Below are 24380 nucleotides of genomic sequence, written 5' to 3'. Positions count from 1 at the left end.
AAAAAGGAGGCTATTTCAGCCTCCTTTGATTTATCTTGCTTTATCAGCCCTGAAGCTACAACTTCCTCTGCAACAACATAACGGCAATAACTAAGAAAAGTAAGCTTGGCGCAACCGCCCCGACAATAGCCGGCAGTTGATAAACGATACTTAACGGCCCGAAGAACTCACTGGAAATATAGAAGGTAAACCCGGCCACAATACCGGATATGATCCTTGCCCCCATCGTCACACTTCTGAGCGGCCCGAAGACAAAAGAGAGAGCCAACAGCATCATTACCGCAATGGAAACCGGCTGAGTCAGCTTGCGCCAGAATGCTAGTTCATAGCGGGAAGCTTCCTGTTCAGAGGCTTTGAGGTAGCTGACATAATCGTAAATTCCGCTCAGGGAAAGCTCTTCAGGCTTTACGGTTACAATAGCCAGCTTGTCCGGTTCCAGCGTGGTTTTCCAGTTATAGATGGAAAGCTCCTCTTTAGAAAGCTGAACATCACCATCCATATGGGTCAGTATGACATCATTCATTTGCCACACTTGATCACCGATATAATTAGCGTCGGCAGCATAAACAATGGTTTGCAGCTTGTTCTCCGGATCAAACCGCCAGATGTTCACACCGTTCAGGTCTTCATCATCAATACGGGCGATAAATATGTAATCATTCACATCCCGTGCCCACACCCCGCTTCTGACAGAAACAATATTACCGCCGGAGAGGGCGAACGAACGTAGCTCCCTCGCCATTTTTACCGTTTGAGGTGATCCCCACTCCCCCAGTGCCATTACCACCAGCATCAAAGGGAAAGCGGTTTTTAATACCGATAAACCGACATCAAGCTTGGAAAAACCGGCCGCCTGCATAACCGTAAGCTCGGAGCTGGATGCCAGCATACCCAGCGCGATAAGAGAACCAAGCAAGGTCGCCATAGGGAAAAACATCTCTATGTCGCGGGGAATTCCCAGCAGAACAAAGTAGAAGGCTTCCATCATGTCGTAGCTGCCTTTACCGACTTTGCGTAACTGCTCCACATACTTAATAATGGCTGACAAGCCGACAACCGTTGCCAGAGTTAACGATGTTGTGGCAATAATGGTTCTGCCAATATAGAGATCAAGGATCTTAAACACGCTTCGCTAACCTTTTTTGTCTGAATTTATCTTTAAGTTTTCTTACCGGAATGCTGTCCATATAGTTGAGCCCCAGCCCTGCCATGAGCATAGCAATATTGACCGGCCACATACCGACAACCACAGGCAGAGTCCCTTCTTCAATCGCTGACTTGCTGGCACTAATTGCAAGGAAATAAGCCATATAGATCAACAAAGCTGGACCAATCTTAGCAAAACGTCCCTGCCTCGGGTTTACCGCCGAAAGTGGAATTACAATTAACGTCAGCAAAGGTATAGAGGCTATCAGGGAGAGTCGCCATTGTAGCTCAGCTTGTGCTGAGCGATTTGAAGACTGCAAAAGCGTCAGGGTCGGCATATCCTCCCAGTCCCGGCCACCTTTCTTCACTTCCCGCTGACCAATCAGAGCATCGTACTGCTTGTACTTTGTGATCATATAGTCCAGACGAGTAGGAACGCCTTCATAACGGGTTCCTTCTGACAGAGTAAGGATCTGTCTGCCGTCGTCCAGCTCGTTAACCACACCCGTTTTAGCGATCATCACACTCGGTAACAGAGCATCTTTTGGTACTATCTGCGCGACAAATACATCACTCAGTACTTTATTTTCCAGATCATCGATAAATACCACGGCAGTGCCGTCCGGTGTTTTCTGGAACTGTCCGGTCTGTAATAGTTCAACGCTGGTGTCTGATTCAAGTTGCTCCATAATTTCGGCGCGCTTATCCAGAGCCCAGGGGGTCAGCCAGAGAGAGTTAAATGCCGCGGCTCCGGCTGTGATCAGCGCAAGATAGAAGGCGGCCTGAATCAGAAACTTATTGCCGATTCCGGTGGCATTCATCACTGTGATTTCACTTTCAGCGTACAAGCGGCCAAAGGTGATTAATATCCCGACATAAATACTTAACGGCAGCATCATAGCGCCCATTGCCGGCATATTTAACCCGACAAAAGTCAGGATAAACCCGGCAGGAATATCACCGTCAGAAGCCTTTGCCAGAATACTGATGAATTTCTGACTTAAAAACACCAGAAACAGGATAAAAAAGACGGCTAGCTGGCTTTTGATTGTCTCGCGGATCAAATATCTAACAATAATCACGCTAAAAGTACCTATACAAAACTTGTTTTTTTGCTCTAATCACTATAATTTCTCGTTAAACCTTTTATTTTTTAAATTTTCGACTAAATGCTTATATCTAATCTTAGTTCGGTTTGAGCATACTAAGTTCCGATTATCCAACATTTAGTTTGATTTGTCTTTAACATGTAGGAGTTTGCATGGAGTTCAGTGTAAAAAGTGGCAGCCCGGAGAAACAACGCAGTGCATGCATCGTTGTGGGCGTATTCGAACCTCGCCGACTTTCTCCAGTGGCAGAACAGCTTGATAAGATCAGCGACGGCTATATCAGTTCTCTTTTGCGCCGTGGTGATTTAGAAGGTAAACCGGGTCAGATGTTACTTTTGCATCAGGTACCGGGTGTTCTTTCAGAGCGGGTCCTGCTTGTAGGTTGCGGTAAAGAGCGTGAGCTCGGCGAGCGCCAGTATAAAGAGATTATTCAGAAAACCATCAGCACTCTTAATGAGACTGGCTCGATGGAAGCGGTCTGTTTTCTGACAGAACTGCACGTTAAAGGTCGTGATACATACTGGAAAGTACGTCAGGCAGTAGAGTCGACAAAAGATGGCCTTTACACCTTTGATCAGTTTAAGAGCAATAAACCAGAAACTCGTCGCCCGCTACGTAAACTTGTGTTTAACGTACCAACCCGACGCGAGCTGAACCTTGGCGAAAAAGCCATTGCCCACGGTCTTGCTGTTGCATCCGGTGTTAAAGCCTCTAAAGATCTGGGTAATATGCCGCCAAACGTAGCTAACCCTGCTTATCTTGCTTCTCAGGCACGCCGTCTTGCTGATGACTATGAGTCCATTTCCACCAAGATCATTGGTGAAGAGGAGATGGAAAAACTCGGCATGACCTCTTACCTTGCCGTTGGCCGTGGTTCTCATAACGAATCTATGATGTCGGTAATGGAGTACAAGGGTAACCCTGATCCTGAAGCCAAACCGATTGTGATTATCGGTAAAGGTCTGACGTTCGATTCAGGTGGTATTTCTCTTAAGCCGGGCGAAGCCATGGATGAGATGAAGTACGACATGTGTGGTGCGGCATCGGTGTTTGGCACCATGAAAGCACTGGCGAAACTGGAACTGCCTATCAACGTCGTTATGATTCTGGCCGGTTGTGAAAACATGCCGGGCAGCAATGCCTATCGTCCGGGTGATATTCTGACCACTATGTCTGGCCAGACAGTGGAAGTACTAAACACAGATGCTGAAGGTCGTCTGGTACTGTGTGACGCCCTGACTTATGTTGAGCGTTATGAACCAGAGTGTGTTATCGATGTCGCCACATTAACCGGTGCGTGTGTTATCGCCCTTGGCCACCATATCAGTGGTCTGGTTTCTAACCACAACCCTCTTGCCCATGAACTGGTTAACGCTTCTGAGCAGGCGGGCGACCGTGCGTGGCGCATGCCGATGGCTGATGAATACCAAGAGCAGCTAACCAGCCCGTTTGCAGATATGGCAAACATTGGTGGCCGTCCGGGCGGTACAATTACTGCAGGTTGCTTCCTTTCCCGCTTCGCTAAGAAGTATAACTGGGCTCATATTGATATTGCCGGAACGGCATGGAAGTCTGGTAAAGCAAAAGGCTCAACAGGCCGGCCGGTATCAATGCTTGTCCAATTCCTGCTCAACCGAAGCGGCCAGGAAATTGAAGAGTAACATTCAGTTTTAAAAAAGGGCCGAAAGGCCCTTTTATTTTGTCGGTGATATGAATACAGCAACCTTCTACATTATCCAGCCGGATTCAGAACAGAGCAAACAAACGGGGTTTGAAGCTTATGTGCTGTTTCTGGTGCGCCACTTCTGTCAACAGGGTGCCAAGGTCTACCTTAACGCCTCAGACAGAGAACAGGCGGAACAGTGGGATGAGTTAATGTGGCAGCAAGAAGCAGATCAGTTTCTGCCTCATAACTTAGTTGGAGAAGGGCCTAAAAACGGCACAGCTGTTGAAATTGGTTTCACAAGCCAAAAAGCGAGCTGGAATCGTCAAATCGTTATAAATGTGGCGAATGATGCGACAAACTTTGCGGGAACCTTTGCACAAGTGGTAGACTTCGTTCCCTGCGATGAAAATGCTAAGCAGCTTGCCCGGGAAAGATATAAACTCTACCGTCAGGCTGGCTATCAGTTGCAAACCATCGACATAAATTATCCATAGCCAATCCTTATAGGTAACCTCCTTCTTGTCTGAGGAATATTACCTATAAGGTTTGGCAACTTTCATTCAAGAATTAACTTAAAGTATCCATTAAGAACGCTATGGAAAAGACATACAACCCAACATCGATTGAACAGTCTCTATACCAGACATGGGAAGAGAAAGGCTATTTTAAACCACATGGCGATACGTCAAAAGAAGCGTACAGCATCATGATCCCGCCACCGAACGTCACAGGTAGCCTGCATATGGGCCATGCGTTCCAGGACACCATCATGGATACGCTCATCCGTTGCGAACGAATGAAAGGAAAGAATACCTTGTGGCAGGTCGGTACTGACCACGCAGGTATCGCAACTCAGATGGTGGTTGAGCGTAAGATCGCCGCTGAGGAAGGCAAAACTAAAAACGATTACGGTCGTGAAGCCTTTATCGACAAGATTTGGGAATGGAAAGGCCAGTCTGGCGGAACCATCACTAAGCAGCTTCGCCGTCTGGGCGCCTCTGTAGACTGGGATCGTGAACGCTTTACTATGGACGACGGCCTTTCGGATGCCGTTAAAGAAGTGTTTGTCCGCCTTTATCAGGAAGATTTAATCTATCGCGGTAAGCGTCTGGTTAACTGGGATCCTAAGCTGCACACAGCTATCTCCGATCTTGAAGTTGAAAACAAAGACAAAAAAGGCCACATGTGGCACTTCCGCTACCCTCTTGCTGACGGTGCAAAAACCGCTGAAGGTAAAGAGTATATCGTGGTTGCGACTACCCGTCCTGAAACCATGCTGGGTGATACCGGTGTTGCAGTAAACCCGGAAGATCCACGTTATAAAGATCTGATTGGTAAAGAGATCATCCTACCAATCGTTGACCGTCGTATCCCTATTGTTGGCGATGAACACGCTGATATGGAAAAAGGCACAGGTTGTGTAAAGATCACCCCTGCTCACGACTTTAACGACTACGAAGTTGGTAAGCGCCACAGCCTGCCGATGATCAACATTCTGACATTCAACGGTGATATCCGTGATGCTGCTGAAGTATTTAACAACAACGGTGAAGCTTGTGACGTGTACGGCACTGAACTTCCGCAGAAATACCACGGTATGGAGCGTTTCGCAGCCCGTAAAGAAGTAGTTGCTGAATTTGAACAGCTTGGTTTGCTGGACGAAATCAAAGATCACGACCTGACCGTTCCTTACGGTGACCGTGGTGGTGTAGTAATCGAACCAATGCTGACTGACCAGTGGTATGTTCGCGCAGCTCCGCTGGCAGAAACCGCCACTAAAGCGGTAGAAGACGGCGAAATCCAATTTGTGCCTAAACAGTACGAAAACATGTACTTCTCATGGATGCGTGACATTCAGGACTGGTGTATCTCCCGTCAGCTATGGTGGGGACACCGTATCCCTGCATGGTATGACAACGACGGTAATGTGTACGTAGGCCGTACAGAAGAAGAAGTACGTGAAAAGCACAACCTTGCACCAGTTGTGGTTCTTAAGCAGGACGATGACGTACTGGATACCTGGTTCTCATCTGCGCTATGGACCTTCAGCACACAAGGCTGGCCTGCAGATACTGAAGATATGAAGGTATTCCACCCGTCAGATGTACTGGTAACCGGATTCGATATTATCTTCTTCTGGGTTGCCCGAATGATCATGATGACCATGCACTTCATTAAAGATGAAAACGGCAAACCTCAGGTACCATTTAAAACGGTTTACGTTACCGGCCTTATCCGTGACGAAAACGGCGACAAGATGTCTAAATCAAAAGGTAACGTACTGGATCCAATCGACATGATTGATGGTATCGACCTTGAATCACTGGTTGAGAAGCGCACTGGTAACATGATGCAGCCTCAGCTTGCGAAGAAGATTGAGAAGAATACCCGTAAGACCTTCGCTGAAGGTATCGAACCATATGGTACCGATGCCCTGCGCTTCACTCTTGCGGCTATGGCATCCACCGGCCGTGATATCAACTGGGATATGAAGCGTCTGGAAGGTTACCGTAACTTCTGTAACAAGCTTTGGAATGCAAGCCGTTATGTTCTGATGAACACCGAAGATAAAGACTGCGGTTTTGCTGAAGGCGAAATGGAGTTCTCACTGGCGGACAAGTGGATCGAATCTCAGTTCCAACTGGCAGCAAAAGACTTCAATGCTCATATTGAAAACTACCGTCTGGATATGGCTGCGAACACCATTTATGAGTTTATCTGGAACCAGTTCTGTGACTGGTACTTAGAGCTGACTAAACCAGTACTATGGAAAGGCACTGAAGCACAACAACGCGCCACCCGCCATACTCTGATTACAGTGTTGGAAAAAACGCTGCGTCTGGCACATCCGGTTATCCCGTATATCACTGAATCTATCTGGCAGAGCGTTAAGCCTCTGGCTCAGGTTGAAGGCGAGACCATTATGACTCAGGCACTTCCTCAGTTTGAAGAAGCTAAGTTTGATGAGTCTGCGATTGCCGACATTGAGTGGGTTAAAGCCTTTATCACCAGCATCCGTAACCTGCGTGCAGAATACGATATTGCACCGAGCAAGCCACTGGATGTCATGCTGAAAGCGGCTGATGCTGCCGATGCATCCCGTCTTGAAGCAAGCCTGACGGTGATTCAGTCTCTGGCGAAGCTGGACAGCATCAAAGTGTTGGCGGAAGGTGAAGAGACTCCGGCTTGTGCAACAGCGCTGGTAGGTAAATCTGAGCTAATGATTCCAATGGCTGGTTTGATCGACAAAGATGCTGAACTTGCCCGTCTGAGCGGTGAAGTGAAGAAAACTCAGGGCGAAATTAAACGTATCGAAGGTAAGCTAAACAATCAGGGCTTTGTTGCAAAAGCACCGGAAGCGGTTGTTGCCAAAGAGCGTGAAAAGCTGGAAGGTTATAAAGAGACTCTGGTTAAGCTGGAAGAGCAACAGGCAACCATTGCCGCTCTGTAATCCTTTTTTCATTTCCTGAAACAGAAGCCGGTCCGATATTTCGGGCCGGCTTTTTTATTGCGCCTTCATCTACTTGACTAAGCCCGCCTCTATTACTAACTTAGGATGCTACTGATTAAAAAGGAACCAGCTCCTGTATGTCTTTTTATGTTATCCGAAAACTAAAACCCTCTGACAATGCGGCCATTGCAAAAGTCATCCGGGAAGTCTCAGCTGAGTACGGCCTTACTGAAGATAAAGGCTTTAGTGTTGCCGACCCGACTCTTGACAGCCTTTATCAGGTCTATCAGGCAAAGAGCAGCTGCTATTGGGTTATAGAAAAAAGCGGAGAAGTATTAGGTGGTGCCGGAATTGCTCCGCTACAAGGTGAACAGGGTATCTGTGAACTACAGAAAATGTACTTTCTGCCAAGTGTAAGAGGAAAAGGGCTGGCCAAAAGGCTGACACAGCTCTGTTTCGATTTTGCCACCCAGCAGGGGTTTACAGGGTGCTATCTGGAAACCACTGACAACCTGAAAGAGGCTATTTCTCTCTATCAGAAACTGGGATTCAGGCAGTTAACCCATGCGATGGGCAATACCGGCCATTGCGATTGTGAAGTGCGGATGCTGAAACAGCTATAACATCAGGCAATCACTCAGACAGGAAAGTGCTCTGCATTGCGGTTAGGGTTTAATGCAATCTGATGGGTCTGTCTCTGACCATCCAGTTCAACCTCAAGCAAATAGTATTCAGGATTCCCCTCAGCGGTTATTTTAGGAGCTTCGACCTGAAACAACGCACTTGTCTGCCCGCTGCGGGTATCCAGCGGCATCTGATAACGGGTTCCGTTAAACTTAACCGTGGCAGAAACAAGCCCCGGATAGTAAAGTTGATAAAACAGATCCACTTTAAACTCGCACCCTCCGCCGTGATGCCAGATCTGCTCAGTAGAGATATAGTCCAGACTGACATGGCGGACAAACTGAAGTACCGGCAATTCCCAGATCCCCAGCCTTGTCTCTCTTTTTCGCGGTAACTTGTCCGTCAGCAGGCATAGATCCTCCTCTCCCCCGAGCAGGTCATCTTCGTCCTGTTCCAGAAACAGTATTTCCAGCCGGTTTCTGCCCGGATTCAGATAACGCTTAACCTCTTTACGATAAGAGATTTCACTACCATCACAGTCCAGAACGGCTTCACCATTTATACGGATCTCGGCAAAGTAATCCACCCCGCCGACAATAAGATTAATCACAGGATACTGCAGCTGTGCTTCCGTTAGTTCGATATCATGCATCAGATGCCACTCCTGAGCGGCAATTTCCGCTTCAGAAAGGTAATCAGGAAGGATATCACTCAGGGGGGCGGGAAACTCAATATCACCCTGCGGCACAAAGAGGTCGGTTAACGGAGATAACTGCCAGAGACCGGCGATTGGTTGCTGCATAGATTTCTTGATTCAGATCAATTTTCGTTATTATAGGCAAGTTACACCGGCTTGATCCAGTTAAAAAAATACCCGGTCAGACCGTAATGCTGATCAGTTAAGAAATTTAATAGATCAGTTGAACGATCCTTAAAAGGCTTCAAAATCCGGTATCAAGTAATTGATGCCGGATTTTTTATGTCTATTCAGTCCCTCCTTGATACAACTATTTCCTCTGTAAAAGAGCTCACTTCATTAGACAAGTTGAACTCACTACTCTCTCCTGAGTTGCTTGCACAAGCATTTGAAAAAGCGGGGGTTGCAACTGTACGCAAACGTCGCTTGCCATTGGAGGCTGTGGTTTGGTCAGTTGTAGGAATGGGTTTATTCCGACAAGAATCCGTCTGGGATATAGCCAGTAAACTTGATGTATCTTTGCCTGGAAAACGTCATTTAGTTGCACCAAGCGCATTAGTTCAAGCCCGGCAGAGGCTAGGTGTGGAAGCCATGCAGGAAACATTTCAGGCTCTGGCTGCTCATCACTTTAATAAGCAAAAGTTTGAAGTGTGGCGTGGACTTAACCTGCTTGCAGTGGACGGTGTCGTTTTTCGTACCCATGACAATGCCGAAAACCGGGACTTCTTCGGCTCCGATAGCAATAAACAAGGGGAAAACAGTTACCCTCAGGTGCGCATGTGCTGCTTGATGGAGCTATCAAGTCATCTGCTTTTGGACAGTGCCTTCGATGCCAGAAAGATTGGCGAAATGACTCTTGCCGAAAGGCTGATTGAACACGCACCTGATTACTCACTAACCCTATTTGACAGAGGTTACTATTCACTTGGCCTGTTAAATAGCTGGTCTCAGGCGGGAACAGAAAGGCACTGGATGATACCGGCTAAAAAGGACCTTGTTTACACTGAAGTGCATAAACTCGGAAAAAGAGACAGGCTGGTATCAATCAAAACATCTCCTCAGGCACGAAAAAAGTTCTCTGACTTAAATGAAGAATTAATCGTAAGATTAACAAGTTATACCATTGATGGTCAGGAGTATCGTGTTTTAAGCTCGCTGACAGATCCGCTGAAATATCAATATAACGAGCTGGTAGAGCTTTACCAACAGCGTTGGGAAATTGAGCTTGGCTATCGAGAAATAAAACAAACCCTTTTATTGTCTGCCCACACACTAAGAAGTCGAAAGCCAGACATGGTTCGGCAAGAGCTATGGGGAGTACTTGTTGCCTACAATTTGGTTCGTATAGCGATGATCGAAGCTGCTTCAGGCATGGATGATGTTAATCCAAATAGGTTAAGTTTCTCTCACTGCGCGAGACATGTAATGGTTTATCTAACTACTATACCGATCAGTAGTCCGGGTAACCTTCCGAAGCACTATGCTACGCTTCTGGAAACGTTAAGAATGTTTGAATTGCCAGACAAGGTACCAGATAGAAAGTATCCTCGAGTGATGAGGAAAAAACCTAAAAAGTACCCTTACAAAAAATGCCAGTCAGCTTAACTGACTGGCATTACGGTCAGACCGGGTATTCAGTTCTCGTATCTCTATTGCTTACTTATCAATCTTAAACTGGGATATCAGCTCACTCTGCTCTTCAGACAACTGACTCAGTGATTCACTGTTTCTGGCGGCCTCTTCGGCGTCATTAGCAATATTCAGCGTCATATCGGAAATGCCGACAATATTCTCCGCCACCTCTTTTGCAACTGCACTCTGCTCTTCTGATGCCGTCGCGATAGAACGACTCATATCATTAATATGAGTCAGACTCGCTACCATGGACTCCAGAGAGTCATTGGTGTCGTTAGTCTGCTTCACTGACTGCTCAGCATGTTCAAGGTTATTACCGACAATATCCACCGCCTGTTCCGCTTTACTCTGCAGGCTGCCTATCATCTCACCAATTTCGTTGGCAGATTGCTGAGTCCGGGTTGCCAGCGAGCGGACTTCATCCGCCACGACGGCAAACCCTCTGCCGTGCTCCCCTGCCCTTGCAGCTTCAATAGCGGCATTAAGTGCCAGCAGGTTGGTCTGTTCGGAAATAGACTGGATAACGGTCAATATCTCACCGATCTGATTGGACTCTTCAGACAACTGGGTAATCACCTGTGTGGCTTCATCCAAAGACTCCTGAAGCCTTCTTACAAAGCGCAGGTTCTTCTGCATATTCTGCATATTTGACTGAGCCAATCCGGCGACTCTATCCACTTCATGACTCGTTTCTGAGGCATGAGCCGCCACTTCATTCACCGCATGCTCCATTTCGGTCACCGCAGTGGCGATAGAATCCGTCTGTGAGCGCTGCTGATGCACCTCATTATTGGTTTTACAGCTCATATCCATACTGGTACTGGCCACATGACTAACCGTCTGGGCAGAGCTCTGAATACGGGAGATAAGATCACTTAGCTTATCACTCAGGTTATTAATATTTTCAGCGATTAACGCCAGTTCAGAGTGGAAGTTAACATCGATACGATGAGTTAAATCACCATTTGCCAGACGATCAATAGCGCGCACTATGGTATTTAAAGGAGTGCGGATTGAACGAACCACTGTCACCGTAACCACCAGCGCAACCAAAACCGATACCAGAGCCAAAACAAGATTAATCATCAAAGCCCTGCCCGACTCTTCTTCAGCATGAGTAAGTGCCTGTTCAGAGAGCTTTCTTATCTCGCTGATAATGTTATCGGATTCTGCAATCACCTGATCAACTTCAGTGGCAATATCAGCCAGCAGACGGGTACTCTGTTCATTGAGGGCAATATACTTCAGATGCTGCTGAAGAAGGCCGTTTTCATTGGCAATAGCCTGAGTCAGCATACCGAGATAGAAGTTGATATTCTCTTCACTGTAACTGACCTCTTTCACTACGCGGTCAGCTTTTTCTTTAAAGCGACTCAGATAGGAGGCCAGTTCAGATTTCAGAGCCGTTACTTCCTCTTCCTTAACAACCGCCAGTACTTTTTGCAAGTAGCCTTCAGCCCCTTTACCCTGATTAAGAATATACTCGAAGTCCCACGCAGCCTGTTGCAGCCCGTCACTGTTTGCGTCTGCGACCAGATCGCTCAGGTCCTGCTGGAAAAAGATCCACTCACCATCGAACTTACCCAGCTCGGCAGTAGAGAGCGCCCGTGCCGCAATGCGCTGGTCATGAATATCAAGATGGGAGACAGCACTGTCCAGCAAGTGAACGGCTTTGGCATCAAGTTGAGCTAGCTGCTGCTGCAATTTAGGATATGCGGTTAGCTCTTTATCAAATACAGAAACCGTATCAGAGTAAGCATTTTTCGCCTGAGAAAAGGCTTCTCTCAGCTCATTACGCCGTGATTCCTGCTCACTATTGGCATGAACCAACATAGCACGGTTAACATTCTGCAGGTGTTTACTGAGGGTGTTTGAACGGTCCAGCAGTCCGGTTAGTGTGGAGGCAGTAAGCTCAAGCTGAGAAGACATTTTCACTTGAGACATATAGGAGGATGTACTGATGGCCAGCACAAAGAGCGTTACTACTGCAAACCCAAGAACAATACGTTGAATGAGCGATAATTGCATTACAAACCTCTGTACATTAGATGAATGTGACTTCTGATTTCTGTATATCGGCCTAGCATAATGATAGTTTAGTCAATATAGATCAACTTTTAATCATTTTTGATATCAATGATCTGAAACTATGCTACTTAAGTATTGTGTCCGACAGCTACAAAAATTAGATAGGTTTGTTATGCAATTATCAATTTTTAATACTCCTTAATCAGAAGTATTACTCTTCTTCCTGCTCTTCTTCATCGTAAATAGCATCTTCACCTTCATAAAAAGTGCCCCAGCCGTCATAGATGATGTCGTATTTCTCAGCCAGATTGACCAGCTTTTCTACTTGCTGATCAATAAGTTCAGCATCCAGAGCTGACTCCATAGTGGCGTCACAGCAGAGCAGGCGGTTGCCGTCCTCGTCTTCTGTCTCTTCCGCTTCCAGAACTTCAAAGCCTAGTTTAAACGCTTCTACTACCGCTTTTTCAAGCTTATCGAAATCTTCTGCAAACAGGTGGTGCTCAATTTCGTATAGTGAGTCCGGCTCACTTCCGTCCTCTAGCAGGGCTGAAATAATCGCTCTGGTCTCTTCTTTCTGAATCGCCAGTAGTTCTTCAACTGAAAGATACTCATCTTCGTGAGACATATGTACTCCGGATAACAATTAGGATAATTAGATCGCCGTGAATATGGCATGCTTTGTGCGGAATTTCTACCGGCAAAATCAGTTGTTCTTCAATTGGGCAAAAAATTTTCGGTTTTTCGCTGGTGTGATTCAGAACAAAATCGTGTGGTAGCTGCGGTTTTACCATTCAATAAAACTGCGTTAATAACGCTTTGTCCCTCTCAGCCTCCGCCGCCCCCGGAGAGATTCAACCAATAAAACCTTTAATAACAATAACTAAAGCCATTTTCTGAATTAATTTCTGTTTTGCTAAACGCATAACAAAGCAGTTCGCAATCAAGCAAACACAAATACAAAAAACTTAAAAATACATTAAAAGCCAACAATTAAAGAATCTATAACTATTAATGTAAAAATAGCAGCATATTAATCCAACTTATCAATTTGCATATTTTTAACAAGCTTGTCATATATAGATACAACACCCAGAAACAGTACAAACTCTTTCTGGCATGGAGAATTAAGTTAAACCATCAGGTAAGGAAACATAATGAGTCGTTTATATGTGGGTTCTGAAGTCGGGCAGTTACGCCGGGTTTTGTTAAATCGTCCGGAAAGGGCGCTTACTCATCTCACCCCTTCAAACTGTCAGGAACTGCTGTTTGATGATGTTCTGGCGGTAGAGGCTGCCGGTGAAGAACACGATGTTTTTGCCCAGACACTCAGGGAGCAGGATGTAGAGGTGCTGTTGCTGCACGATCTGCTGGTAGAAACTCTGGCGGTCGATGATGCTAAAGAGTGGCTGTTAACTAACCAGATATCCGACTTCCGCTACGGTCCAACTTTTGCCGGCGATTTACGCAGTTATCTTTCTCAGATGGATAACGAACATCTGGCCACTATTCTTCTTGGCGGGTTGGCCTATTCCGAGTTGCCGATAAAATCGGGCTCCATGCTGCCTAAAATGCATCGTCCGCTGGATTTTGTTATTGAGCCACTGCCTAACCACCTGTTTACCCGTGACACCTCCTGCTGGGTATATGGCGGCGTTTCCCTTAACCCTATGATGAAACCGGCACGCCAGAGAGAGACAAACCATCTGCGCGCCATTTACCGCTGGCACCCAACCTTCGCAGGTCAGGACTTTATTAAGTACTTCGGCGATGAAGATCTGCATTACGACAATGCCAATATTGAAGGCGGTGATGTACTGGTGATTGGTAAAGGGGCTGTGCTTATCGGCATGTCAGAAAGAACCACTCCACAGGGTGTAGAGAATTTTGCTGCCAGCCTGTTCCGTTCAGGTCAGGCATCTGAAGTTATCGCCTTAAACCTGCCAAAACATCGCTCTTGTATGCATCTGGATACGGTGATGACCCATATGGATATTGATACTTTCTCTGTCTATCCGGAAATAATGAGCCGAAACCTTGAAACATGGAGCCTAACTCCGAAAGGCAACGGAGAAATGAAGGCTGAGCAGAAAGAGAATTATATATCTGCGGTTGAAAGTGCCCTTGGCATCGACCAACTGAAACTCATCACTACCGGCGGGAATAATTATGAAGCTGAACGTGAACAGTGGAATGATGCCAACAATGTGCTGACGGTTAAGCCCGGTGTTGTTATCGGCTATGAGCGTAATGTCTACACCAACGAGAAGTATGATAAAGCGGGTATTGAAGTACTCAGTATTCCGGGCAATGAACTTGGCCGCGGACGAGGCGGCGCACGCTGTATGAGCTGCCCGATAGAAAGAGACGCCATTTAACTGGGTCTCAGATCACACCAGCAAGCCGCGGTTTATGTCGAATCGCGGCTTTTTGCCAGTCAATTATTTTGACACAAGTCAAATATCCGTTATTTAGTTAATCCTTCCGTCTGTATAAATTAAAGTGAATAAACTTGCGATTTATTCAGTACTATTTAGCAAGTACTTTGATCGTCCAGCAAAAGAAATCGCATAAAATAGAAAAGTGTATTGAGTAAAAACGGATGATTTAGGGCTAAAAGTGCAAAAATCGCTGAAAATAGTGCATAAAGCCTATGTGAACAAACATGTAACAAAAACATATTAACCCACATTATTTTGAGTATTACCCACAAACAACTGCATATGGATTTATTTGAGAAACTTTACACCACATAAAATGTGAAGAACCACAAAGTTCACTAACTCAGATAGTCCTAATATCTCCTCATCAAGTTATTTAGCCAGACACTGGTTTTAAGCTTTGAGCATAAAATTAAAATCATTCTTCGATTTAAGAGATACGCTCATGAATATTCTGATTGCTCAGATAAGTGCCCGACATTTACGCCTTACAAGCGGGCCATCAAAGCGCTACAGGCGCTGACAAATTAAATAGTTACCCATTTTTCTAAGCTTCTGCTTAGAGTCCTCTTTTGCGCTGATGAAATATTTGGCGTGCTATTTCACACCCAAATTTGATATTTAGTTTGGGTGTAAGGAGATAACCATGACAACTGAAACAGTAAAACAAGAAGGAAAAAACGGCTTCTTTGCCAATTTTAAATTCCCTTCGGCTTACACCATTTTATTTGCACTTATTGCCATCGTAGCTTTATTTACCTGGATCGTTCCGGCTGGTCAGTATGACCGTGCTATGAACGATGAACTGGGTCGTGAAGTTCCTGTTGCCGGTACTTATAAAGCAGTAGAAAGTAACCCTCAGGGCGTTGTTGATGTTCTGCTGGCACCAATCGATGGTTTCTACGACCACAACTCTTATGAAGCTGCTGCTATCGACGTATCACTATTTATCCTGATCATCGGTGGTTTCCTTGGTCTGGTTACTAAAACAGGCGCAATTGACGCAGGTATTGAGAGAGTAACTCACCGTCTTGAAGGGCGGGAAGAGTTAATGATTCCGATACTGATGGCTCTGTTTGCTGCCGGTGGTACAGTTTACGGTATGGCTGAAGAGTCTCTGCCATTCTATACGCTACTTGTTCCTGTCATGATGGCTGCTCGCTTCGACCCTGTTGTTGCTGCTGCAACCGTACTACTGGGTGCTGGTATCGGTACTCTGGGCTCAACTATCAACCCTTTTGCAACGGTTATCGCTGCTAACGCTGCAGGCATCCCATTCACAACAGGTATGGCTCTGCGTATCGCGATTCTGGTTATCGGCTGGGTTCTGTGTGTCGGCTATGTTATGCGCTATGCGAAAATGGTTCGCGCAGACCAGAGCAAGTCTATTGTTTTTGACAAGTACGAAGAGAACAAAGCTCACTTCCTTGGCGAAAATGCCGGCGAATCTTTAGAGTTCACTGGTACTCGTAAACTAATCCTATGCCTGTTTGGTGCTGCGTTCGGTATTATGATTTATGGTGTGGCTGTTGCCGGCTGGTGGATGGCTGAAATCTCTGCCATGTTCCTTGGTGCGACTATCATCATCGGTCTTGTTGCCCGCATGAGTGAAGAAGAGTTTGTGACCAGCTTTATCGATGGTGCACGTGACCTGTTGGGTGTTGCCCTGATTATCGGTATCGCCCGTGGTATCGTAGTAATCATGGACCGCGGTATGATCACTGATACTATCCTGAACTCTGCTGAGCATATTGTAACTGGTCTCTCTTCAATCATGTTTATCAACGTGATGTACTGGCTGGAAATTCTGCTGTCATTCCTGGTTCCTTCATCATCAGGTCTGGCGGTACTGACTATGCCTATCATGGCTCCTCTTGCTGACTTTGCAGGTGTTGGTCGTGAGCTGGTTGTTACTGCTTACCAGTCTGCATCAGGTATTGTAAACCTGCTGACTCCGACTTCCGCTGTTGTTATGGGTGGTCTGGCAATCGCACGTGTACCTTATGTTCGCTGGGTTAAGTGGGTAATGCCTCTACTGGGTATGTTGACTGTACTTATCATGGGTCTGCTAAGTATCGGCGCAATGATGTAATAGTCTGCAATTAAAAACCTGACTGAAAAAGGCCGCTTATAGCGGCCTTTTTTATTTCACCAAGCAGACAGCTTTATTCATCAATTCTATAAATTAGTTCAGACACCCATATTATTCTCAGAGCAGAGAAAATGCTGCCAGACGAATGCCAACCTTCCTCTGTTTATTTTAATTGTCTTTTTAGTGCCCACACCTTTAATACTCTCTTTTATAGTTTCGTAAATAAGGCTATCTACAAATAAACACCAGCAAAAACCAACAAAAATAGAAATTGAATACTTTTGCATAAAAACCAACTAATAATGAAGAGAAAGTCGCTAAGGGAAGAATTAAAAATAAGCTTTAACACTATATTAACCGCTCTAAAAATCAGCCAAATAAATATGACAACCATCACATATCAAAAAGAATTAACTCGTTAATAAAGCCGTTATTCAATAGATATTCATATAGACAAACATTATTAGTGAATATTTTTGTTAGTCTCTCTATCAACAAGACTATCAGGCAGCGAATAACATTCCATAAATAGATATCCAACCATTACAAATCAACAACTTACAAACAAACCCAAGCAGAGAAAGTGCATATTTAACTTAGATACATTCATGTTACATACGAATAATTACCCCATATTTATCAAAGTATCCAGAAGGGGTTAACTTTAATTTATATGTGATCAAAGTCTAGGTTTAATATCCTCCAATTCGTAATATTAAATTCAACGAGAAACAGAAGAATATTAATAAACAACATTTAATACCTACTGTTAAATTGATTAAAAAAGCCTAATTAATATTAGCATTGATATAGAGAGATAGAATCATGAGTAATTTCTACGTTGGCTCTGAAATAGGTCAATTACGTCGCGTTCTTCTTCACCGTCCTGAGCGTGCACTTACGCACCTGACTCCATCTAACTGTCACGACCTATTGTTCGATGACGTGTTGGCTGTTGAGCAAGCGGGTAAAGAGCACGACGTGTTTGCTAATACACTACGCGATCAGGGTGTTGAAGTTCTGCTTCTTCATGATCTACTGACTGAAACTCTGGCAGTTCCTGAAGCAAAAGAGTGGTTGCTGTCTACTCAGGTATCTAACTATCGCTTTGGTGAGCGCTTCGCAAATGACGTGCGCTGCTTCCTGAGCGACCAGACTAACTCAGAACTTGCTTCTATCCTGCTTGGCGGCCTGAGCTATGGTGAGATGCCACTGCCTTCATCTTCTATGATGCGCGGTATGCACGCTGATAACGACTTTATTATCAAGCCGCTGCCAAACCACCTGTTTACCCGTGATACATCTTGCTGGGTATACGGCGGTGTTTCTATCAACCCAATGGCTAAGCAGGCTCGTCAGCGTGAAACGAACCATCTTCGTGCAATCTACCGCTGGCACCCAACCTTCGCTGGTCAGGACTTTATTAAGTACTTCGGCGACGAAGAGAAGAACTACGACTACTCAACGATTGAAGGTGGTGATGTTCTGGTTATCGGTCGCGGTAGCGTACTTATCGGTATGTCCGAGCGTACAACACCACAAGGTGTTGAGCAGTTAGCTTCAGGCCTGTTCAAGCATGGTCAGGCTAAGCAAGTTATCGCAATGGAGCTTCCTAAGCACCGCTCTTGCATGCACTTAGATACTGTAATGACTCACATGCGTGAAGATACTTTCTCTATCTACCCTGAAGTTGTACGTAAAGACGTTAAGTGCTGGAGCCTGACAGGTGACGAGTCCGGTAAAGTAGACGTGAAAGAAGAAGGCTACTTTGTAACTGCCATTGAAAAAGCGCTGGGTGTTGGTCAGCTTAACCTTATCACTACTGGTGGTGACAGCTTTGAAGCTGAGCGTGAGCAGTGGAACGATGCGAACAACGTTCTGACGGTTAAGCCAGGCGTGGTTGTTGGTTACGAACGTAACGTATACACCAACGAAAAATACGACAAAGCCGGTATCACTGTACTGCCGATTCCGGGTGACGAACTGGGCCGTGGCCGTGGCGGCGCACGCTGCATGAGCTGCCCAATCGAACGTGACGGAATCTAAGCTCAGATAACGTACCTGACTGCTGGCAACTGAGGTTGCCAGCCTTTGTTAAAGAATTTCAGAGAGACAAAAAGATGACTAAGCAAACTGTCGTAGTAGCACTTGGTGGTAACGCTCTTCTTCGCCGTGGCGAGCCATTAGAAGCTGATTTGCAGCGCCAGAACATCGCTACCGCTGCAAAAACCATTGCCGCGATTGCCGAAGAGTACAATGTAGTACTGGTTCATGGTAACGGTCCGCAAGTAGGTTTACTTGCCCTGCAAGGCCTTGAGTACAAAAAAGTTAACCCATATCCGCTGGATGTTCTGGGCAGTGAAACACAAGGTATGATCGGCTACATGCTTATGCAGGAGCTGAAAAACATCCTTCCTGAAAAAGACGTAACTTGCATGCTTACGCAAATGACGGTTGATCCAAAAGACCCTGCATTTGCTGATCCAACTAAGCCAATCGGCCCAATCTACGAAGAAGCAGAAGCCCGTGAAATGGCTGAGAAATATCAGTGGACCATTAAGCCTGACGGCCAGCATTTCCGTCGCGTAGTACCTAGCCCGCTTCCGACAGGTATTGTTGAAGACGACGCGATTGCTGCATTAATCGAGCGTGACCATCTGGTTATCTGTACTGGTGGTGGCGGTATCCCGGTTAAGATTGAACAAGGCAAACTGATCGGTGTTGAAGCCGTTATCGATAAAGATATGTCTGCAGCATTCCTTGCTAAACAGCTTGAAGCTGATGCGCTACTTATCCTGACTGATGCTGACGCAGTATACCTTGACTGGGGTAAACCAACTCAGCATGCGCTAAGCAAAACAACTCCGGCTGAGCTGTCTAAGTTTGAGTTCGATGCTGGTTCAATGGGACCAAAAATCGACGCATCTTGTGAGTTTGTTAAACAAGGCGGAAAACTGGTGGGGATCGGCTCACTGGAAGACGGTCTTCGCATCCTGAAAGGCGAAGCTGGCACAAATATTATTGCAGAATAACAGAATATTTATTCACATTTATTCGATTTTACGTTACATATTAGACGAGACATTTGATGACCACTCTAAACCAGTAGCTGGTCATCAGACTAAACCAAATTCAAACAGAGGATACAAACATGGCTTTTAACCTTCGTAACCGTAACTTCCTTAAACTACTTGATTTCACTCCGCGCGAAATCCAACACATGCTTGATCTGTCTGCTGAGCTTAAAAAAGCCAAATACAATGGTTACGAGCAACCACGTCTGACAGGCAAAAACATCGCACTTATCTTTGAAAAGTCTTCTACCCGTACTCGCTGTGCGTTTGAAGTAGCGGCTTTTGATCAGGGTGCTAAAGTAACTTACTTAGGCCCGTCTGGTTCTCAGATTGGTCACAAAGAGTCAATGAAAGATACAGCTCGTGTACTAGGCCGCATGTATGACGGTATCGAGTACCGTGGCTTTGGTCAGGAAATCGTTGAAGAGCTAGGCAAATACGCTGGTGTTCCTGTATGGAACGGCCTGACTGACGAATTCCACCCAACTCAAATCCTTGCTGACTTCCTGACTATGATGGAACACGGCCGCGGCAAGCAACTGCATGAAATGACGTTTGCTTACCTTGGCGATGCCCGCAACAACATGGGTAACTCTCTGATGGTTGGTGCTGCGAAAATGGGTATGGACATTCGTCTTGTTGCTCCTAAAGCGTTCTGGCCTGAGCAAGAGTTGGTTGAGCAGTGCCTTGCTATCGCAGAAGAGACTGGCGCTAAGATCACTATGACTGAAGACGTGAAAGCAGGCGTTGAAGGCTGTGACTTCCTATACACTGACGTATGGGTATCTATGGGTGAAGCGAAAGAAGCTTGGGCTGAGCGTATCAACCAAATGCTTCCATACCAGGTTAACATGGATATGATCAAAGCAACTGGCAACCCACATGTGAAATTCATGCACTGCCTGCCAGCATTCCACGGTGAAGATACTACTGTTGGTAAAGAACTTGCTCAGGAATACCCAATGCTGAAAGACGGTATCGAAGTCACTGACGAAGTGGTTGAGTCTAAGCACTCTATCGTATTCGACGAAGCTGAAAACCGTATGCACACTATCAAAGCAGTGATGGTTGCAACTCTGGGTCAATAATATTCCCTAAGTCCGTATGATTAAACGCCGGTGTCTGTGAGTTAACTGACAGCGGCGTTTTTTTATCTGTCTGATTTATCTTCTGACTCAGTAAGTTGGATCTGTCGCCAACATATGCAACTTAACTTACATTAATTTCAGACAAAAAAGCCAAGGTAAACGCTTGCGTTCACAAAAATTGCGCGTATAATCCTCCGCAATTTGTCTAGAGAGAGATAGAAAATGACCCTTTCCGTTGTTCAGAAAGTGATAAGATGCCGCACAAAGCCGGCATTGGTATTTTTTTCTATTTCTCCTGTTTTTATAAAAGCCTCCTAATTAGGGGGCTTTTTTTTGTCCGGAATTTGTACCTAAGTACATCATCAGAAGAGGGAAGATAGCCATGGCGATTTCGCTGTTTAATAAGCACATAATTTCTATTCCAGAACTTGATCGTGAAGAACTCGAACTCATCGTAAAAACGGCAGGGACACTGAAAGCCACTCCAAACCCGGAACTACTGAAAAACAAAGTGGTTGCCAGTTGCTTTTTTGAACCTTCAACCCGAACCAGACTGTCATTTGAAACGGCAGTACAGAGACTTGGCGGCACGGTTATCGGCTTCGATAACGGTGGTAACACCTCTCTGGCTAAAAAAGGCGAATCGCTGGCTGACTCAGTGCAGGTTATCTCATCTTATGTAGATGCCTTTGTGATGCGCCACCCTCAGGAAGGTGCCGCCAGACTGGCGTCAGAGTTCTCCAACGGAGCTCCGGTTATCAACGGCGGTGACGGAGCCAACCAGCATCCGACTCAGACTCTGCTGGATCTGTTCTCCATTTACGAAACTCAGGGCCGGCTGGATAACCTTAATATCGCCCTTGTCGGTGACCTTAAATACGGACGCACCGTTCACTCACTGACTCAGGCACTGGCGAAATTCGACAACAACCGCTTTTTCTTTATCGCACCAGATGCGCTGGCAATGCCTGACTATATCTGCGAAGAGCTAGACGAAGCCTCTATCCCTTACAGCCTGCATCAGGATATGTCTTCTGTTATCCCTGAACTGGACATCTTATACATGACCCGGGTACAGAAGGAGCGTTTTGATGAGTCAGAATACGCCCACATAAAATCAGCCTTTATTTTATCCGCTGAGCAACTGACAGAAGCAAAAGAAAACCTGAAAATCCTTCACCCTCTGCCACGGGTTGATGAGATTACAACCGATGTCGATAAGACCAAGCACGCCTATTACTTCCAGCAGGCAGAAAATGGTGTGTATGCGCGGGAAGCACTGCTGGCACTTGTACTAAACGAACAACTTTAAGGGAGGATGACAGAGATGGTAAATAAAACACAACTTCAGGTAGAAGCAATTAAAAATGGCTCAGTGATCGACCATATCCCGGCTAATGTCGGCATTAAGGTGCTTAAGCTGTTCAAAATGCATAAGAGCAACCAACGTATCACTATGGGGTTGAACCTGCCCTCTTCTGCGCTGGGTGCTAAAGATCTTATCAAGATTGAAAATGTCTACATCACTGAAGAGCAAGCCAGCCAATTGGCACTGTATGCTCCGAAATCTACGGTAAATCAGATAGAAAACTATGAGGTAACCAAGAAACTGGCACTGACTCTGCCGGAGAAAATCGAGGCAGTATTTGAGTGTCCGAATTCAAACTGTATCTCCCACGGAGAACCGGTAGACAGCAGTTTCAATGTCATAAAGAAAAAGGATGATGTTCAGTTGAAGTGTAAATATTGCGAGAAAGTGTTCTCCCGCGAAGTGGTCACTGAACGAAAGTAATTCATTCCTTATTAACAGACAAAACCGCTATTATTTAGCGGTTTTTTGATCTGAAAAAAAGGGCATATTTTCCATATAAGGCATAACCATACGTATAGGCGATTAAGGCTATCTTCCCTAACCCATTGCAACTATTATCATTAGCCCCATAAAGCTCTTTTTCAACTGGGTAAAGCCACTATTTAATTGCATAAAAATCGCATTTTTATACCACTTTTTATGCAAATATCAGTTTTTTATTTGGTGATAGAGGTCAAAAAATCCCATCTCTCTTGCTGATAATATGCGTGCAGATTCTGAGTAAAAATCACGATATAACAGAGAGATAGCTTTACTCATATTTATGATTTTAAAGCATTAACGACAGCCACAATCTTCATGAATACTTCGTTAATGACAGGATTAAAACAAAGGGACATTGAGTTTTATTACTTCAAGAACTTAAGGAGTTCACTGTGAATGATTTCAGTAACTCAAGCACGCTCGACATCTCACAGGATGAAAACATCACCGCGGCTTGCAAACGTCTGTTGCAACAACGTAGTTTCACCACTCAGGACGACCTGAGAAAGGCGCTTATTGCCCTTGGTTTCCTTGACGTCAGCCAGTCTACGGTTTCACGGATACTGACCCGTTTAGGCGTGGCGAAAGTGCCTAACGCTTATGGTAAGAAGGTCTACTGCTTAACCGTCGAGAATGAGGGGGTTCAGGTAGATTCTGCTATCTCGTCTCAGATTGAATTTATTACTCACAATCAGTTATTGGTTGTTGTCAGAACTCACCCCGGATGTGCTCAGTTGGTTGCCCGGATTATAGATATGCAGCCGCATCAGGAGATCCTTGGTACCGTTGGTGGTAATGATACAGTAATGGTGGCACCGAAGGATATTACCCGGATTGACCAGTGTGAAGATATTGTCAGACAGCGCTTAGGAGTGTCGGCCTAAGAGCCAGTTTGTTCAGACTATTGACCATCCCCCCATTGAGTTGCAAACTGATAACCAGAAAGTGTGTCCACTTTCTGGTTTTCTTTTCCGGGCAGCACTGTCTAGATGCTGCCCCATCAGAAAGTAAACATATTCACAATTCATCGTACTATTAAGGATAGAAAATGACTAAAGTTCTTCATACGGAAAAAGCACCAGCCGCTATTGGCCCTTATGTTCAGGGCGTCGATCTGGGCAATATGGTAATGACATCAGGGCAGATCCCTGTTATTCCTGAAACTGGTGAGATTGTTTCTGAAGAAGTGACTAAGCAGGCAAGGCAGTCTCTGGACAATGTAAAAGCCGTGGTTGAGTCATCAGGGCTAGCGGTTAAAGATATTGTGAAAATGACCGTATTTGTAAAAGATCTTAATGACTTTGCAGCCGTCAATGAAGTGTACGGTGCATTTTTCGATGAGCATAAGGTAGAAAACTATCCTGCACGCTCCTGTGTTGAGGTAGCCCGTTTACCAAAAGATGTAAAAATTGAGATTGAAGCGATCGCTGTCCGTAGCTAAGTCTGATTAGCCACTAATAATCGCTTATCAGCAGCA

General features: G+C 45.4%; 19 protein-coding genes. 14 read left to right on the top strand and 5 right to left on the bottom strand.

Going from position 1 to position 24380, the window contains the following annotated elements; all coding sequences use genetic code 11:
• Nucleotides 1-55: 55 nt before the first annotated feature.
• Nucleotides 56-1126, bottom strand: a complete 1071-nt coding sequence (lptG, locus tag PK654_RS01780) for an LPS export ABC transporter permease LptG (protein ID WP_271697358.1) — start codon at nucleotides 1124-1126, stop codon at nucleotides 56-58.
• Nucleotides 1119-2228 carry an LPS export ABC transporter permease LptF gene (gene lptF, locus PK654_RS01775; protein WP_271697356.1) on the bottom strand — a complete coding sequence of 370 codons (1110 nt, stop codon included), beginning with the start codon at nucleotides 2226-2228 and terminating at the stop codon, nucleotides 1119-1121. Before lptF ends, lptG begins: the two co-directional genes overlap by 8 nt.
• A gap of 179 nt (nucleotides 2229-2407) precedes the next feature.
• Between lptF and pepA the strand changes: the two genes are divergently transcribed.
• The 4 genes from pepA (at nucleotide 2408) to PK654_RS01755 (ending at nucleotide 7995) form a co-directional block, all read left to right on the top strand.
• Nucleotides 2408-3916 carry a leucyl aminopeptidase gene (pepA, locus tag PK654_RS01770; protein ID WP_271697354.1) on the top strand — a complete coding sequence of 503 codons (1509 nt, stop codon included), beginning with the start codon at nucleotides 2408-2410 and terminating at the stop codon, nucleotides 3914-3916.
• A 49-nt stretch (nucleotides 3917-3965) separates the two neighbouring features.
• The gene (locus PK654_RS01765) at nucleotides 3966-4415 is read left to right on the top strand and encodes a DNA polymerase III subunit chi (RefSeq protein WP_271697352.1); all 450 of its coding nucleotides are present in this window, start codon (nucleotides 3966-3968) and stop codon (nucleotides 4413-4415) included.
• Nucleotides 4416-4516: 101 nt separating this feature from the next.
• Entirely contained in the window at nucleotides 4517-7372 is a 2856-nt protein-coding gene (locus tag PK654_RS01760; RefSeq protein ID WP_271697350.1) for a valine--tRNA ligase, read from the top strand.
• 137 nt (nucleotides 7373-7509) lie between these two features.
• On the top strand, nucleotides 7510-7995 hold the full coding sequence (locus PK654_RS01755; RefSeq protein WP_333909654.1) for a GNAT family N-acetyltransferase: 486 nt from the start codon (nucleotides 7510-7512) through the stop codon (nucleotides 7993-7995).
• A gap of 14 nt (nucleotides 7996-8009) precedes the next feature.
• On the opposite strand, the gene PK654_RS01750 is transcribed toward PK654_RS01755, so the two are convergent.
• The gene (locus tag PK654_RS01750) at nucleotides 8010-8798 is read right to left on the bottom strand and encodes a glycosyl hydrolase 2 galactose-binding domain-containing protein (RefSeq protein WP_271697348.1); all 789 of its coding nucleotides are present in this window, start codon (nucleotides 8796-8798) and stop codon (nucleotides 8010-8012) included.
• A gap of 177 nt (nucleotides 8799-8975) precedes the next feature.
• Here PK654_RS01750 and PK654_RS01745 point away from each other — a divergent pair, with 177 nt between their 5' ends.
• A complete protein-coding gene (locus PK654_RS01745) occupies nucleotides 8976-10298 on the top strand; it encodes an IS4 family transposase (protein ID WP_271696133.1) in 1323 nt (440 codons plus the stop codon).
• 51 nt (nucleotides 10299-10349) lie between these two features.
• On the opposite strand, the gene PK654_RS01740 is transcribed toward PK654_RS01745, so the two are convergent.
• Both PK654_RS01740 and rraB read right to left on the bottom strand, forming a co-directional pair.
• Complete coding sequence (locus tag PK654_RS01740; protein ID WP_271697347.1) at nucleotides 10350-12356, bottom strand: methyl-accepting chemotaxis protein; 2007 nt, start codon at nucleotides 12354-12356, stop codon at nucleotides 10350-10352.
• A 211-nt stretch (nucleotides 12357-12567) separates the two neighbouring features.
• On the bottom strand, nucleotides 12568-12981 hold the full coding sequence (gene rraB / locus PK654_RS01735) for a ribonuclease E inhibitor RraB (protein ID WP_271697345.1): 414 nt from the start codon (nucleotides 12979-12981) through the stop codon (nucleotides 12568-12570).
• 529 nt (nucleotides 12982-13510) lie between these two features.
• Here rraB and arcA (PK654_RS01730) point away from each other — a divergent pair.
• From arcA (PK654_RS01730) to PK654_RS01690, 9 genes are all read left to right on the top strand, one after another.
• Complete coding sequence (gene arcA / locus PK654_RS01730; protein ID WP_271697343.1) at nucleotides 13511-14731, top strand: arginine deiminase; 1221 nt, start codon at nucleotides 13511-13513, stop codon at nucleotides 14729-14731.
• 709 nt (nucleotides 14732-15440) lie between these two features.
• Nucleotides 15441-16886, top strand: a complete 1446-nt coding sequence (locus PK654_RS01725) for a YfcC family protein (RefSeq protein ID WP_271697341.1) — start codon at nucleotides 15441-15443, stop codon at nucleotides 16884-16886.
• Between the two features lie 825 nt (nucleotides 16887-17711).
• Complete coding sequence (arcA, locus tag PK654_RS01720) at nucleotides 17712-18932, top strand: arginine deiminase (RefSeq protein ID WP_271697339.1); 1221 nt, start codon at nucleotides 17712-17714, stop codon at nucleotides 18930-18932.
• A 74-nt stretch (nucleotides 18933-19006) separates the two neighbouring features.
• Entirely contained in the window at nucleotides 19007-19918 is a 912-nt protein-coding gene (arcC, locus tag PK654_RS01715; RefSeq protein WP_271697338.1) for a carbamate kinase, read from the top strand.
• Between the two features lie 119 nt (nucleotides 19919-20037).
• On the top strand, nucleotides 20038-21048 hold the full coding sequence (locus PK654_RS01710) for an ornithine carbamoyltransferase (protein ID WP_271697336.1): 1011 nt from the start codon (nucleotides 20038-20040) through the stop codon (nucleotides 21046-21048).
• Between the two features lie 382 nt (nucleotides 21049-21430).
• Nucleotides 21431-22360 (top strand): aspartate carbamoyltransferase, encoded by a 930-nt coding sequence (gene pyrB, locus PK654_RS01705; protein WP_271697334.1) that lies wholly within the window; start codon nucleotides 21431-21433, stop codon nucleotides 22358-22360.
• 15 nt (nucleotides 22361-22375) lie between these two features.
• Nucleotides 22376-22840 carry an aspartate carbamoyltransferase regulatory subunit gene (pyrI, locus tag PK654_RS01700; protein WP_271697332.1) on the top strand — a complete coding sequence of 155 codons (465 nt, stop codon included), beginning with the start codon at nucleotides 22376-22378 and terminating at the stop codon, nucleotides 22838-22840.
• Nucleotides 22841-23295: 455 nt separating this feature from the next.
• Nucleotides 23296-23787, top strand: coding sequence for an arginine repressor (locus tag PK654_RS01695; protein ID WP_271697330.1), 492 nt, complete (start codon nucleotides 23296-23298; stop codon nucleotides 23785-23787).
• A gap of 164 nt (nucleotides 23788-23951) precedes the next feature.
• A complete protein-coding gene (locus tag PK654_RS01690; protein WP_271697328.1) occupies nucleotides 23952-24344 on the top strand; it encodes a RidA family protein in 393 nt (130 codons plus the stop codon).
• Nucleotides 24345-24380 lie beyond the last annotated feature (36 nt).

The sequence above is a fragment of the Vibrio sp. SCSIO 43137 genome, assembly GCF_028201475.1.
GTDB lineage: Bacteria > Pseudomonadota > Gammaproteobacteria > Enterobacterales > Vibrionaceae > Vibrio.
This window is presented reverse-complemented; position numbering and strand designations above follow the sequence as displayed.